We start from the raw sequence: 15284 nt of genomic DNA on the forward strand, positions 1-15284 counted from the left end.
AATTGTGCAAACAATACCTTCATCCCAGAAGTCGAGTAGGAAGCTAGAATGGCAATTCAAAATAAACAAGTAAAATCTAATACTGATATTTTAGATAATAGACGCACCCAAACTCGTATCCAAGTTCGCATTCCTAAAGACTTGCATGAGGAACCAGTGATTTCACGACTGGTTTCTCACTATGGAGTCATAGTCATTATTGCTGATGCTCAGGTAAGCGCAAACGTGCCACAATATAGCTGCTTCGATCTGGAACTGCGAGGTACTGTTTCTCAGATTGAAAGCGCCCTAACCTACCTGGATGAACTGGATTTAGAAGTTTTGCACCAATCCAGCCCTGAAGAAGATGGTTGGTAATCAATTTTAAATTTCGGATTTTGGATTTTAGATTATCAATCCAAAACCCAAAATCTAAAATCTAAAATCGGTTATGCCATTTGATTTTCAATCGCCCACCGCGCTAGTTCAGTGCGGTTATGGAGATTAGTTTTGCCCAACATATTGGACACATGGCTTTCAACCGTGCGCTGACTAACATTTAGCTCTTCAGCAATTTCCCGGTTAGCTAAACCCCTAGCGACAAACTGGACTACTTTCAGTTCGGTTGGGGTTAATTGCACATCGAAGGGAACCTGGATACGGGAACCGTTTTCGCCTCCTTTTGCTTGGTGTTCTTTCCAACGGATAGTTTGTTTCAGCGAGGATTCAACTTGTGCTACGAGTTCTTCTGGTTCAAAGGGTTTGACCATATAAACATCAGCACCTTTATTCAGACCCTTAACTCGGTCTGCACTTTGTCCCTTAGCTGAAAGGAAAAGAACCGGAATCCAGCTGGTGCGTTCGTTTTGCCGGACTTGTTCTACAAAAGTATATCCGTCCATTTCCGGCATCATCACGTCGCAGATAATCATGTCTGGAACATCTTGCTCTAAAATTTCCAGAGCTTCACGTCCATTTTCGGCGGTGATGACTTCGTATCCCCGGAATTCTAAGTAATCCTTCACCAGCAAGATGAGGTTAGGGTCATCATCAATCAATAGAAGTCGTTTGTGATCTTTCATGCTGGGCTCTTTCATAGCAGTGGCACTTGTCGCGCTTCGGTCCATCAAAGTCTTGAATATTTATCCTCTATCGTGGGTTAGTTCGAGATGTCGTCCTTCGTTTTTCCTACTTAACTTGCCTTTGCTGTCTCGAAGCCTCAAAAATGCCGAGCATTTTCGAGAGACTAGTAGCTCAATAGCAAAAGTCCAGCAAGGATACGTATAGCAGTAGTATCTATAATGCGCTATTATATATCGCATTGAAAGTGGCGGGCGAAAAAACACTGACTTAAATAATAATCCTTCTGACTCACAAGTAAGTATTGGCTTAAAGATGACCCTACCTCAAAACGCAACCCGCACTTTCTTAAAGCTTACTGCTGTACCATATCCTTCAATTGTTCAGCCTCTATGAGGTGTTCACAAGAAACTAGGGAAGTTTCTGGCAAAGGATGGGTTAAAAGTGCATATTCTTCTACCACCTTATTGCCTATTTAAGTGTTCTTGGATGATCCGCTCAATAACTTCCGGCCTTGCTTGGCGATATCAGACACCATCAGTGTAAACCACCATTATGAGTTCAGAACAACAAACGCGCAAGCAGTTGGCTTTAGTTCTATAGACGCAAATGGGATAACTCTGTTGCAGCTCATCAAATTTTAACTCTTTAAGTCGCTTTTTTAAGTATTCCCCGGATTCGAGACTAGCTCGTTTTGAGCAGCAGCTAGCAATTGTCTGGTCAGCGCAAGTAAAAATATGTCGCTGAATTTTTGCAAGTCCTAAAGTTTCTACACAATTACTCAGGGCTTTGTGTTCTAGAGACTTAGCGGCTTTGAGATTTAATCGCTAGACTGGATGGCTGTATTGTTACTTATCGGGCGCCTCCTTGATTACAGTTCTATAACAATTTCCAAGCTTTGGAAATAGAAGGGAATGGGGAGTGGGGAGTCGGGAATGGCAATAAGAATTCTCCTAACTCCCTACTCCTAACTCCCTACTCCTAACTCCCTACTCCTAACTCCCTACTCCTAACTCCCTACTCCTAACTCCCTACTCCTAACTCCTAACTCCCCATTCCCTACTCCTAACTCCTAACTCCCCATTCCCTACTCCCCATTCCCTACTCTCTACTCTCTTCGTAACTTACCGAACAAAACCTGAAGGGTAGAAATAATTAGGCATTTATACTTAAGTACACCGATGATCTGCTAGTTCGGGAACCCGTACTCAAAGAATTGTTGCCATTGGACGCTACTTTTCGGTAGATTAGCACTCAGGAGTCGAGAGTGCTAAACTCTAAGGGAAAGAAATAATATGGCAGCTTTATCTTTAAGCGTTTCTACAGTTAAACCTTTAGGCGATCGCGTTTTCGTAAAAGTGAACGCCTCTGAGGAAAAGACCGCAGGTGGTCTGTATTTGCCCGATACCGCCAAGGAAAAGCCCCAGGTAGGGGAAGTAGTGGCTCTTGGCCCTGGCAAGCGTAATGACGACGGAAACCGTCAGGAATTGGAAATCAAAGTCGGCGATAAGGTGCTGTACTCGAAGTACGCTGGCACTGACATCAAACTCGGCACCGAAGAATATGTACTGCTTTCTGAAAAAGATATTTTAGCAGTAGTTATCTAGTGGTCATTAGTCATTAGTCATTAGCCAATGACAAAGGACAAATGACAAATGACGAAAAACAAAAGACAAATGACAAAGGACAACTAACAAGAAATTATGGCAAAGCGCATTATCTACAACGAAAACGCCCGTCGCGCCTTAGAACGAGGCATTGACATCCTGGCTGAGGCTGTAGCTGTTACCCTTGGCCCCAAAGGTCGTAACGTAGTCCTAGAAAAGAAATTTGGCGCACCGCAAATTGTTAATGACGGTGTAACGATCGCCAAAGAAATCGAATTAGAAGACCATATTGAAAATACTGGCGTAGCTTTGATTCGTCAAGCTGCTTCTAAAACCAACGATGCTGCGGGCGATGGGACTACCACTGCCACCGTTTTAGCTCATGCGATCGTCAAAGAAGGCTTGCGGAACGTTGCAGCCGGTGCTAACGCAATTTCGCTCAAGCGCGGTATTGACAAAGCTACTGCCTTCTTGGTAGAAAAAATCAAAGAACACGCCCGTCCAGTGGAAGATTCCAAATCCATTGCCCAAGTTGGTGCAATCTCGGCTGGTAATGACGAAGAAGTTGGTCAGATGATTGCCCAAGCAATGGACAAGGTGGGCAAGGAAGGCGTAATTTCCCTAGAAGAAGGGAAATCTATGTTCACCGAGCTGGAAATCACTGAAGGGATGCGCTTTGACAAAGGCTACATCTCTCCTTATTTCGCTACTGACCCTGAGCGGATGGAAGCGGTTTTTGATGAGCCTTTCATACTGCTGACCGATAAGAAAATCGCTTTGGTACAAGACCTCGTACCAGTGTTAGAGCAAGTAGCTCGTGCTGGTCGTCCTTTGGTGATTATCGCCGAAGATATTGAAAAAGAAGCTTTAGCAACCTTAGTAGTAAACCGTTTGCGCGGTGTGCTAAACGTGGCTGCTGTTAAGGCTCCTGGCTTTGGCGATCGCCGCAAAGCCCTACTAGAAGACATCGCCGTTTTAACTGGTGGTCAACTAGTTACCGAAGATGCTGGTTTGAAGCTAGATAACACCAAGCTGGATAGCCTGGGTAAAGCTCGTCGGATCACCATCACCAAGGACAGCACCACAATTGTTGCCGAAGGTAACGAAGTTGCTGTTAAGGCTCGTGTAGAACAGATTCGTCGTCAAATCGATGAAACCGAATCTTCTTACGACAAAGAGAAATTACAAGAGCGTCTTGCTAAACTCTCTGGTGGTGTTGCTGTAGTGAAAGTAGGTGCAGCGACCGAAACCGAAATGAAAGACAAGAAGTTGCGCCTAGAAGACGCTATCAACGCCACTAAAGCTGCTGTGGAAGAAGGTATCGTTCCTGGTGGTGGTACAACTCTGGCTCACCTTGCTCCTGAATTGGAAGAGTGGGCAAAGAGCAATCTTAAGGATGAAGAGTTGATTGGTGCTTTGATTGTTGTTCGCGCCTTACCTGCACCTCTGAAGCGGATTGCTGAAAACGCTGGTCAGAATGGTGCTGTTATTGCTGAACGCGTCAAAGAGAAGGATTTCAACATTGGCTACAACGCTGCGACAAACGAATTCGTCGATTTGTTAGCTGCTGGTATTGTTGACCCTGCGAAAGTGACTCGTTCTGCTCTGCAAAACGCTGCTTCTATCGCTGGTATGGTGTTGACAACCGAATGTATTATAGTTGACAAGCCGGAGCCTAAGGATGGCGCTCCTGCTGGCGCTGGCGCTGGTGGCGGCGACTTCGATTACTAATACTTTGTAGTCCCCTGTTTGCAAAAATAGCTGCTTCCTTTGCGGAGGCGGCTATTTTTTTGTGTCAAGATTCAGGTGTTTAAAATGAGAAAATATCGAAATGGAAGATTACCAAGCTGCTTTTATCCCACATTCCGCACTTCAAAATGTATTATCTATCTTTTCAATAAAAATTCCTAATAATGTTCAAATTATTAAGTATTAATATTGAATACCATTGGCGATTTATGTTGTTGATTTAACCATTTTTTTCCACCTATGGGAAATCTACGCATATTACACGATGAAGTGCGGAAAGTCGGTTTTATGCACCGTCATCTTGATACTGAAACACTATGTCAATCTGGAAGGAAAGTAGCCGCTATGCACTTTGGAGGTGTAAGCATTGAGTGTTTATTAAAAGCAATGATTTTTGCTACCTTACCAAAGGGTGTAACTCAGGAATGGAAGACAGATTCTACTAATCCTGGGCATACTATTACTAATCCGGGACATAGTTACATAGAAGCATTAAATCGGCACAATCGACTTAAATCTAGAATTGCTAATTTTCCCGAAGTGCGAAAATGGCTTAATGAAGTGGAAAATCCAAATAGCCAAAATTTTATAGATATGCGTTATTGTGGCCTTGAGCCTGATGATGAAAGTTACAAACGCTGGTTAAAAGCTTATCAGAATCTCAATGGGTGGTTACAAAAGCAAGCTACTAAACTTTAAATAGGTGGTCAAATGCAAGAAAATTGGCAGGTTTTGCTAAAGAAAGAAATTACAAACCAATATGTGCATAATTCACAAGAATGGGTTGATTTAAATATTTCTACATCAGGTCTATTGAATTTGACTATTGTCAGCGATCGCTTTATTAATTTATCTATTCCTCAGAGGAAAGAAGAAAGTTTTAATTTACTTAAATCACAAGTTCCTCATTTATCTCCTGGGTTTATTTCCTTATATACGCCTCAAGAAGCACACTCACTAAATCTTTCAGCACCGCAGGCTTTTAATACAGCTTCAGTACAAACTTGGCAAGATTTAGCAATTCAAGCAGCAAATCCGCAAAATCAACCTCAACTTCCGCAGCGTGAACCCAGTTTACCCAGAACCGTAACCTTTTATTCCTTTAAAGGAGGAGTAGGTAGAACTACTGCATTAACCCATGTTGCCTCAATTTTGGCAGTGCGTGGTCTTAAAGTCGTAGCTGTGGATTTAGATTTAGAAGCACCTGGGTTGAGTACAGCATTCAACCTCAAGCCGCAACCAAAATATGGAATAGTTGACTATTTTTATGAGCGTTCCTACTTACCAGAAGACGTAGAACCAAGTATTTTAATTGCTGAAATATTTGGTGAAGTGAAAATCTCTAACGCCACAGGAAGATTATTTGTTGTTCCTGCTGGTTGTCTTAATCTTGATTATGTCTCCAAAGTTGATGATCTTCATGCTACTACTATTATTGATGGGGATCAAAGTCTTTGGTCTGTTTTCAAACGTGAAATTTACGAACAATTAAAACCTGATATTATCTTAATTGATTCGAGAACGGGAATCAATCAATGGGGAGCTTTATCATTAATTCAAGCAGCTGACGAAGCAATTGTATTTCTTTTTCCTAACGAACAAAATAAACAAGGAATAGAACTGCTAATACAATCCCTGCAATGGGTAAAAAATTTATCAATTAATTTTGTTTTTTCTCCTGTTCCTGATGTTACTGAGATTGGTTTGTCGAGAGTAAAACAAATTTGGTACTCATTGCTGAACAGATTAAATACAGTAACAAATGAAAACTATGAAACAGATGAAGATGAGCCAGATTTAGATAATTCTCAAACTCCAATAGAAAAACTTTTAGTAGTCCCTTATCTTTTGCCAATCGCTTTGGCTGATAGCTATCCTGTACAAGGTATGCAAGATTACTACACAAAAATTGCTAACTTAATTGATGAAAAAACTGATGAACTCAAACGGAGCAATGTTTTAAATACAATAGATCATCGATGGGATATTATTGAAAGTCTGCGATTTCCTGAAGTAAATGCTGCTGATCCAAGACAAGATTTGAATCTACTATTTCAACGCACTACTGATTTTGAAAGATTTTTAGACGATACAACCTGCCTAATTAGAGGGCGAAAAGGCACAGGAAAAACTGCACTTTATTGGCTTTTTCTAAAACACAAAAGTGTTGCTCAAAAACTAGCTCATGGACGCTTAGATAACACTGTATTTTTGTCAGCACATGGTAGATTTCAGGAAAGTCGCCCATCTCGTGATGAATTTCAAATCATCCATCAAACTTTACAACAAAATAGAGGCACATGGGAAGCTTTCTGGAGAGCTTATTTACTACTTAGATGTCATCAGGAAAATTTGTTGAACTTTCCTAAAGGAAAGAAAAGTGCAAAGTTTAGTGAATTGAGAAAAATTATTAATAATTTACCTAAAGAAAGATGGCAGTCTGAATCTACTCAAGTTTTGTTAGAATTATCTACTAACTCTGAACTTCGCCTCATAGTCAAAGATGCCATAGATATTCTGCTTAATGAAGAAGCCAAAAATAATTCTCAAAAACTGTGGTTTCTTTACGATGATTTAGATGAAGATTTTCCTGAAGTAGGAGGAATAAGACAGCAAGCACTCACTGGATTATTTCAATTAGTACAATCTTGTGATGCTAACAGATTAACAGAAATTAGATTTAAAATCTTCTTAAGAGAAGATATATGGAATCGTTTAAGTTTTGACAATAAAAGTCATTTTACTGGACGGGATATTATCTTACAGTGGACTAGGATTGATTTTTTACGATTAGCACTTCGTCAAGCAATACAATCTGAAGATTTCAAGAATTTGGTTGACCGTATTTCTCCTGTCGCTTTTGAAAGTATTGATCAAGCTACAGAAGAGTCAATTGATAAAGCCTTAGAATTACTGTGGGGAAGTCGTCGGCGAGGTGGAAATAGAGCTAAAAATGTATCTCGATGGGTTTATGAACGATTAACAGACTCAAGTAGCACTACTTTTCCTCGGAGTTTAAGTATATTACTAAAAGGAGCAAAAGAACAAGAACTAAGCTATAAGGGACAATCATCAAGCAAATTTCGTACAGACCGCTTACTTCAAGGAAAATCCTTAGAATTTGGTTTGAAAAAAGCATCAGAAAAGCGGTGTGAAGAAATTAAAGAGGAATACCCAGATTTGACTAAATTTTTTGATTCTCTTAAGGGTAAATTGGCCTTCTTATCTAAAGAACAGTTACAAACAGTATGGCAAGAGTCAGCACATGATATAGCAGACTTTGAAGAATTTGCTTCTTTTTTAAGTGAAATTGGCATTATTGAATGGCGCGAAAAAGAGAAACGCTATAAGGTTGCTGATATCTATGTATATGGTTTTGAAATGGATCGTAGAGGCGCGGTATAAAAACAAATTTTATCGTATCGCTTTTTTGAACTACAGCGATGTCTACGACGGGCTACGCCTACGCACTTCTACTTTTGCATAAAAACCCATGAGTCAAATTAATCCTGAAACAAGCGCTTTACATATCTTAAACCCACTCAACCGATTTTCTGACAGAGTAGAAGATTATGTAAAATATCGACCAAGCTATCCCGCAGACGCAATTGATATTATCTTGGAAGGATTAGGTGAAAGTTCACAACTCGTAGCAGCAGATATTGGTGCAGGTACAGGAATTGCTTCCAGACTGTTAGCTCAACGGGGAGTTAATGTCATAGCCATAGAACCAAATGCGGCGATGCGAAAAGCGGCTAAATCAAATCCTTTGATAGAGTTTCGTGATGGAACAGCAGAACTTACCCAACTATCTGATAATTCAGTTGATTTAGTTACTTGTTTTCAAGCTTTCCATTGGTTCAATCCCGAACCAACTTTATTGGAATTTCAGCGCATTTTAAAACCATCAGCACGCTTGGCTGTGGTGTGGAATAACCGCGATCAAGAAGATGCCTTAACTACAGAATATAGCCGAATAGTCCGCGAAGCATCTAACAATCACCCAGCAGAATCCCGAATCCAAACGGTAGAACCACTATTAGTAACTCCCCATTTTATTAACATCCACGAATCTAATTTCACTTATAGGCAACAGCTAGATTTAACTGGACTTATTGGGCGAGCAATGAGTGCTTCTTACTTCCCGCGTGAAGGCTTGGGATATGAACAGCTTATTGATAGTTTTCAAGAATTATATCAGCGCTTTTGTGATGAGAGTGGTTTTGTCTATATGGTCTATCGCACTAGCGTACACCTTGCTGAAGTAATTTGAACATCAAAATGGGAATCATAAGAAGTAGGGTGGGTTAATTCACTCTCTATAAATATCAGGATTCACATGGCACAACCAAAATATGAAGGTTATTGCGAATGCACTCCTACAAAATTAGTCAGAGAAAAATTTGGAGATGTCAATGTTTATGCACAAAATGCGAAATCACTCTTAACAAAAGCTACCGGATTTATTGGTAATTATGATTTTACTCTAAATCCTTACAGGGGATGTCAATACGGTTGTAGTTATTGCTATGCTGCTGCATTTACCCCTAATGCTCAAATGCGCCAAGATTGGGGAAAATGGGTAATTTTTAAGGAAAATGCTGCTGATATTTTAGCCAAAGAATTAAAAAAATGGTATGAAAAAAATCCCCAGATTCCTCCTAGTATATACATGAGTAGCGTTACTGATCCTTATCAACCACTAGAGTCTAAACATAAACTGACTCGTCGGTTGTTGGAGGTAATGCTTGATGTGGGGATTGACGGTTATCCAACTCCAACTTTGGTGATTCAAACTCGTAGCCCAATTATTACTAGAGATATTGATTATTTACAACGATTTAAGCGCTTGCGAATTAATATGAGCATTCCCACTGGGAGCGAATTAGTAAGAAAAGATTTTGAACCGCGATCGCCCAGTATTAAAGCCAGACTAAATGCTATCACTAAAATAAAACAAAGTATTGATTATTATAAAGGTTTTGTTCCTAAAATATCTATCACTATTACCCCTTTACTTCCTACTTTACCAACTGATGAAGCTGCTTTTATTGAAAAACTAGCCATCGCCGATAGAGTTGTAATCCAAGCTTTTCATGCTAGCGATAGTCGTTCTCTTATAGCATCAACTCGCCAAGAAGCTGAAGAAATTAAGCAAAAATACGCTTGGTGGTATGAGAATGAGAAATTAAACTATATGAAATTTAAGGAAAAGTTAGTTTCTCGGCTTTCAGGTGTAGAAATTATGGAAGGTAAACAGGGATTTGGTTATGAATAATCCTATCGTAAATTGGTGGCGGAGTCAACAGTTTAAATTATCTTTAAAACGTGGGGATATCCGACGTGCAACGCAATTATTGCAAGAAATTCAAAAGTCAGGTGCAAAATTCTCATGGTTAGAAAAATTATTTAGGGATAAACTTCAACTTGAACGTTATTCCCAAGAATACAAACGACAAACAGAAACTTTAAGTAAACAACTAACAGAAGCATCCCAGCAAAAAGATAATTTAATATTAATGCCAGATGAGGACTTTGTTAAATATATCTATAAAGTTTTTAATTTAATCCAGCACGATGAATATAAACTGCAATCTACTGGTATTGATGAACGGATATTTGATGATTTTGAATCAAGTTTAGTTGAATATATTAAAGAAGAATTTAGTAGGATTCCTGAGAAACAGTTATTTATTAAGCTAGAAGATGCTCTTGAGGATATTAATAACTTAAAAAGCGGACAAGATCCAGACTACCGTTTTAGTCTAACTCCTCATGTCTACTTTATGAAGTATTTTTTAGAAAATGTATATAGCGTATATTTAGCTTGGTTTCTCATTTACCAAGATGCTTTATTACCAAGTAAGGTTAATATCCTTGATATTGCAGCCGGTCCAGGAACAGTTGCTTATGCTTTAGCTTTATTTCTCCAAAGTAGTAGCGGTTTTTTTGATATCCCGCAAATGCACATATCCTATTATTCTTTAGAAAAACAAGATGCTTTTCAGTTTCGTGGACTTCAGTTTTGGCGACGATATATAGAGTCGCGTTTAACCACAGTCAATGCTTTTTTCCGCTTTGTGACTACTGATATTTTTAATTGGAAAACTCAATCGAATAATCTACCCAAAGAATTTTTCGACTTTATCGTAATTTCCCACTGCTTCTTTGCAGATTCAGTTAAGAAGGTTGAAGCTAATAATATTTACAAGCAAATATTTGCCATTAGCTTAAAAAAATCCGGTTATGTTCTGCTAATTATACAAGATAAAAAATTATTCAAAATTCACCATGCGGATCAAAGTGAAAATCAGGAACAAGAAAAAAATGTAGTGGATAAATTTTTGTCAGAACTTGGATTAGAGTTAGTCTGGTATAAATATTTAACTTCAACAGGTTCAAGAAAACCTTCTTCTAGCGCTAGTTTTGCTAAAATTGCTAAAGAAAAATTACCAAAACAACTGTATATGAATCTACTACTAAAACAGTATTTTGGTCAGAAGTATCAGTCATGCTATGCATTGGATGATTATGTAATATTGGCGAAAAAATCATGATAAATTGCAGATAAAGCAGCAAGGAATGCATTAAATAATTCGTAATAATGACCTGCAATCCGCAAATAGCAGAAGGTTGGCATGGCAAACTTAATTTAGTTTATGCCGATCGCCAGGGTGCAACCCAGTTAATTTACAATCACCAACAAGCCCCCCTAAAGGTACAACGCCCCTTTTATCCAGAAGGGCAAAAGGTTTGTCATAGCGTCATTTTACACACGGCTGGGGGAGTTGTGGGAGGCGATCGCTTATCCTCCAATATCCACCTCCAAGCCCAAGCCCAAGCCTTAATCACCACGGCTGCTGCAAGCAAGATATACCGGAGCAATGGCTTACAAGCTACGCAAACCATCCAGATGCAAGTTGATGCTGGTGCTTGTTTAGAATGGCTACCGCAAGAGACAATTTTATTTAACGGGGCGATTTATCGGCAAGATTTACGGGTAGAATTAGCAACCGGGGGCAGTTGGTTAGGTTGGGAAATTACCCGATTTGGTCGCACTGCTAGAGGAGAAAGATTTTACCTTGGAGAATGGCGATCGCACACGGAAATTTGGCAACAAGATGTTCCTTTATGGATTGATCGCCAATACTTACCTGGTAGCGAAGAAACTTTTCACAGTCCCCACGGCTTGGCCGGAAAACCAATAGCAGGTAGTCTAGTTTGGGTTGGTGGTGCAGTTTCAGGAGAAATTGTCGAAAAAACGCGAAATTTATGGGATGGGGAAGGAGAAGCGGGTGTTACGAGGTTACAACATGGATTATTGTGTCGATATCGCGGTGCTTCTACATCTGAGGTGAGAAACTGGTTTATTAATGTTTGGCAGATGCTGCGAGTTTCTTTTTTGAATCGTGGTAATTGTATACCAAGAGTGTGGCAAGTTTGAACGAACCGCAGAGGCGCAGAGAACACAGAGGAGATAGGAATGCAACTTACGCCCCAAGAAAAAGATAAGCTATTAATTTTTACTGCTGCTTTATTAGCAGAAAGACGTAAAGGAAGGGGTTTAAAACTGAATTATCCCGAAGCGATCGCTTATATTTCTGCTGCCATTTTAGAAGGTGCAAGGGATGGGCAAACTGTAGCTGAATTAATGAGTTATGGTACAACTCTATTGACGCGGGATGATGTCATGGAAGGGATATCAGAAATGGTGCATGATGTGCAAGTGGAAGCTACTTTTCCTGATGGTACAAAGTTAGTGACAGTACATAATCCAATTCGTTAAGTTTGGAAGTTTTAATTTATTATGATTCCTGGGGAAATTATCACACTATTAGGTGAAATAGAGCTAAATGTTGGTCGTCCAACTGTAAAATTACAAGTGTCAAATACAGGCGATCGCCCCATACAAGTCGGTTCCCACTATCACTTTTATGAAGTTAACACCGCCTTAAATTTTGACAGAGAACAAGCGCGAGGAATGCGCCTCGATATCCCCGCAGGAACCGCAGTTCGCTTTGAACCAGGCGATGAAAAAGAAATAACATTAGTCCCCTTAGTCGGTAGCCGCCAAGTCTACGGCTTCAACGCCAAAATTAACGGAAACCTCTAAAACCCCTCCGCGTACCTCTGCGCTTCCCTCAGCGTCCCTTTGCGTTTAAAAAAACTTATTGAATAGGTTTAATTTCAAACTCCAATTTGGAACGGTAGAAACAAATATCGAATTTTAGGAAAAAATTGGTTTGTCCAAAAATTAAAGGAGCATTAAGACTGCTTACCCAGGCAAATACTAACTCCACTGGTGTAAAATCACTAATTTCAGCCCTTGCGAAAAATGGCATAGCAGGTTAATTGCTAAGATTTCCTGCCAATTGAATGATCGCTTTACGCTCATCCCAAATCCCACCCAACTGAAGCCCTAGCTCATAAGGCATAACATTGACAGTAGCACCGCTATCAAGTAAGCCATTTGTTTCTATGCTGTAATTTTCTCGACTTAAAACCAAGGGTATTCTAGGTAAGCTATCAAATTCGTTTTGGGTGGAACTTGTGGTGGAATACTTCAACCGCATATAGTTTAATGACTGGAATCCTTTTGTTCGAGTGCTTCCATCAGGACTGCACCAGCCCCAAAGGTATTATAAGGAGTAGGTAAATCGTAGATTTTGAAGGGTTCTAATGGGTAAATATCCTCAACCGTATCTAAATCTTCAGCAAGGATACGAATCAGTTTGAGTTTTTCTGATGGAGAAAGCTTTCGAGCTATAGGAATTATGTCTGCTAGGGTCATTTTGTCTATACCTCCAAGAATGCTCATTCATAGCATAAACCTAAATTATTCGAGTTGTGGAGAAAATGCGAACCTCTGCGCTTTCCTCCGCGTCCCTTTGCGTTTAAACTCGATTTAAACCTCGATTACTAAAAGTGCATTATGCCTTACAGAATGTCCCGCCGCGCCTACGCCGAAACCTACGGACCCACAGTAGGCGATCGCATCCGACTTGCAGACACAGAATTATTTATTGAAGTTGAACAAGATTTCACCACTTACGGCGATGAAGTGAAATTTGGCGGCGGTAAAGTCATCCGCGACGGGATGGGACAATCCCCAATTTCTAACGCCGATGGTGCTGTAGATTTAGTAATTACTAATGCCTTAATTCTCGATTGGTGGGGTATTGTCAAAGCAGATATCGGCATTAAAAATGGCAGGATTTTCAAAATTGGTAAAGCGGGAAATCCTTATATTCAAGACAATGTAGATATTATTATCGGCCCCGGAACCGAAGTCTTCGCTGGTGAAGGAATGATTCTCACTGCTGGCGGTATTGATGCCCATATTCATTTTATTTGTCCTCAACAGATTGAAGTGGCGATCGCTTCTGGGATTACGACTATGATTGGCGGCGGTACTGGCCCAGCTACGGGTACAAATGCCACTACCTGCACCCCCGGACCTTGGAATATTTACCGAATGCTGCAAGCGGCTGATGCTTTTCCTGTCAACTTAGGATTTTTGGGCAAAGGTAACGCCAGCAAACCCCAAGGACTTGTAGAACAAGTAGCCGCCGGTACAATGGGGTTAAAACTTCATGAAGACTGGGGAACCACACCCGCAGCAATTGATACCTGTCTTAGTGTTGCCGATGAATATGATGTCCAAGTAGCGATTCATACTGATACTCTGAATGAAGCCGGATTTGTCGAAGATACGATCGCCGCTTTCAAGAATCGTACTATCCACACCTACCACACCGAAGGCGCAGGGGGTGGACACGCACCAGATATCATCAAAGTTTGCGGCCAAGCTAATGTTCTACCATCTTCCACCAACCCCACACGCCCTTACACCGTCAATACCTTAGACGAACACCTAGATATGTTGATGGTATGCCATCATCTTGACCCTGCGATCGCTGAAGATGTCGCTTTTGCCGAATCTCGCATCCGTCGAGAAACCATTGCCGCCGAGGACATTTTGCACGACTTAGGCGCATTTAGTATGATTTCTTCCGATTCCCAAGCAATGGGAAGGGTAGGCGAAGTTATAATTCGCACCTGGCAGACATCTCACAAAATGAAGGTGCAACGGGGAAGTCTTAATCCACAAGGAACTGAGCAAAAAGCAGACAATTTTAGGGCAAAAAGGTATGTTGCTAAGTATACTATTAACCCAGCGATCGCTCATGGAATTGCTGAATATGTCGGTTCAGTGGAAGAGGGGAAATTAGCAGATTTATGTTTGTGGCGATCGGCATTTTTTGGCGTGAAACCAGAGATAGTTATTAAAGGCGGAATGATTGCATGGGCGCAAATGGGCGATGCCAACGCCAGTATTCCCACACCCCAACCAGTGTATATGCGATCGATGTTTGGTAGTTTTGCCGGGGCGCGTCATGCCACATCATTAACTTTTGTTTCGCAAGCAGCTTTAGAGAATGAAATTCCTAGCCAGCTAGGTTTACAAAAGTCAGCAGTTGCAGTTTCTGGGACACGCCAATTGAGTAAGCTGGATATGAAGCTGAATGATGCATTACCCCACATTGAAGTAGATCCAGAAACATACCAAGTTAGGGCTGATGGTGAATTGCTGATTTGTGAACCTGCAACAGTTTTACCAATGGCACAGAGGTACTTTTTATTTTAATTTATGACTGAGCAATTTACTGATTATGATAGTCCTTGGAAAGAAGTTATTGAGCTATATTTTCCCCGCTTTTTAGAATTCTTTTTCACCCAAGCTTATGCCGAAATCGACTGGACGCGACCTTATGACTGTACGTTCGCTGATTTTGACCTTGCGAGGAGGAATTATGTCTTACAGAGCCTAAGTTCCAGTTCATAAAGGAATTCAGGCATTTTCATGGC

The 15284-nt window shown here is 40.5% G+C and carries 16 protein-coding genes; 13 read left to right on the plus strand and 3 right to left on the minus strand.

Features of this window, described 5'->3' with window-relative positions:
* The first annotated feature begins 48 nt into the window (after positions 1-48).
* On the plus strand, positions 49-357 hold the full coding sequence (locus V7K32_RS18660) for an NIL domain-containing protein (protein WP_334995291.1): 309 nt from the start codon (positions 49-51) through the stop codon (positions 355-357).
* Positions 358-428: 71 nt separating this feature from the next.
* Here V7K32_RS18660 and V7K32_RS18665 read toward each other — a convergent pair whose 3' ends face one another.
* Complete coding sequence (locus V7K32_RS18665) at positions 429-1106, minus strand: response regulator transcription factor (RefSeq protein ID WP_012407592.1); 678 nt, start codon at positions 1104-1106, stop codon at positions 429-431.
* Between the two features lie 1248 nt (positions 1107-2354).
* Between V7K32_RS18665 and groES the strand changes: the two genes are divergently transcribed.
* The 10 genes from groES to V7K32_RS18715 all read left to right on the plus strand — a co-directional run bounded on the left by groES (position 2355) and on the right by V7K32_RS18715 (position 12528).
* On the plus strand, positions 2355-2666 hold the full coding sequence (groES, locus tag V7K32_RS18670) for a co-chaperone GroES (RefSeq protein ID WP_100898362.1): 312 nt from the start codon (positions 2355-2357) through the stop codon (positions 2664-2666).
* A gap of 96 nt (positions 2667-2762) precedes the next feature.
* Positions 2763-4397 carry a chaperonin GroEL gene (gene groL / locus V7K32_RS18675; RefSeq protein ID WP_334995292.1) on the plus strand — a complete coding sequence of 545 codons (1635 nt, stop codon included), beginning with the start codon at positions 2763-2765 and terminating at the stop codon, positions 4395-4397.
* A gap of 258 nt (positions 4398-4655) precedes the next feature.
* Entirely contained in the window at positions 4656-5114 is a 459-nt protein-coding gene (locus V7K32_RS18680; RefSeq protein WP_334995293.1) for a hypothetical protein, read from the plus strand.
* Positions 5115-5126: 12 nt separating this feature from the next.
* Entirely contained in the window at positions 5127-7820 is a 2694-nt protein-coding gene (locus V7K32_RS18685) for a ParA family protein (RefSeq protein ID WP_334995294.1), read from the plus strand.
* Positions 7821-7908: 88 nt separating this feature from the next.
* Positions 7909-8688 carry a class I SAM-dependent methyltransferase gene (locus tag V7K32_RS18690; protein ID WP_334995295.1) on the plus strand — a complete coding sequence of 260 codons (780 nt, stop codon included), beginning with the start codon at positions 7909-7911 and terminating at the stop codon, positions 8686-8688.
* Positions 8689-8754: 66 nt separating this feature from the next.
* Positions 8755-9693 carry an SPL family radical SAM protein gene (locus tag V7K32_RS18695; RefSeq protein WP_334995296.1) on the plus strand — a complete coding sequence of 313 codons (939 nt, stop codon included), beginning with the start codon at positions 8755-8757 and terminating at the stop codon, positions 9691-9693.
* Positions 9686-10972, plus strand: coding sequence for a photosystem II assembly protein (locus V7K32_RS18700; protein ID WP_334995297.1), 1287 nt, complete (start codon positions 9686-9688; stop codon positions 10970-10972). Before V7K32_RS18695 ends, V7K32_RS18700 begins: the two co-directional genes overlap by 8 nt.
* A gap of 47 nt (positions 10973-11019) precedes the next feature.
* Positions 11020-11859 carry an urease accessory protein UreD gene (locus tag V7K32_RS18705; RefSeq protein ID WP_334995298.1) on the plus strand — a complete coding sequence of 280 codons (840 nt, stop codon included), beginning with the start codon at positions 11020-11022 and terminating at the stop codon, positions 11857-11859.
* A gap of 39 nt (positions 11860-11898) precedes the next feature.
* Complete coding sequence (gene ureA, locus V7K32_RS18710; RefSeq protein ID WP_114081110.1) at positions 11899-12201, plus strand: urease subunit gamma; 303 nt, start codon at positions 11899-11901, stop codon at positions 12199-12201.
* 21 nt (positions 12202-12222) lie between these two features.
* Positions 12223-12528, plus strand: coding sequence for an urease subunit beta (locus V7K32_RS18715; protein WP_334995299.1), 306 nt, complete (start codon positions 12223-12225; stop codon positions 12526-12528).
* 235 nt (positions 12529-12763) lie between these two features.
* On the opposite strand, the gene V7K32_RS18720 is transcribed toward V7K32_RS18715, so the two are convergent.
* On the minus strand, positions 12764-12988 hold the full coding sequence (locus V7K32_RS18720) for a hypothetical protein (RefSeq protein WP_334995300.1): 225 nt from the start codon (positions 12986-12988) through the stop codon (positions 12764-12766).
* A gap of 5 nt (positions 12989-12993) precedes the next feature.
* Positions 12994-13206: a hypothetical protein gene (locus V7K32_RS18725; RefSeq protein ID WP_334995301.1), complete on the minus strand. Its 213-nt coding sequence runs from the start codon at positions 13204-13206 to the stop codon at positions 12994-12996.
* A 141-nt stretch (positions 13207-13347) separates the two neighbouring features.
* Between V7K32_RS18725 and ureC the strand changes: the two genes are divergently transcribed.
* Together ureC and V7K32_RS18735 are read left to right on the plus strand one after the other, a co-directional pair.
* Positions 13348-15063 (plus strand): urease subunit alpha, encoded by a 1716-nt coding sequence (gene ureC, locus V7K32_RS18730; protein ID WP_334995302.1) that lies wholly within the window; start codon positions 13348-13350, stop codon positions 15061-15063.
* 3 nt (positions 15064-15066) lie between these two features.
* On the plus strand, positions 15067-15261 hold the full coding sequence (locus V7K32_RS18735) for a hypothetical protein (RefSeq protein WP_334995303.1): 195 nt from the start codon (positions 15067-15069) through the stop codon (positions 15259-15261).
* Positions 15262-15284: the final 23 nt, after the last annotated feature.

The sequence above is a fragment of the Nostoc sp. genome (assembly GCF_036917635.1).
Classification (GTDB): Bacteria; Cyanobacteriota; Cyanobacteriia; order Cyanobacteriales; family Nostocaceae; genus Nostoc.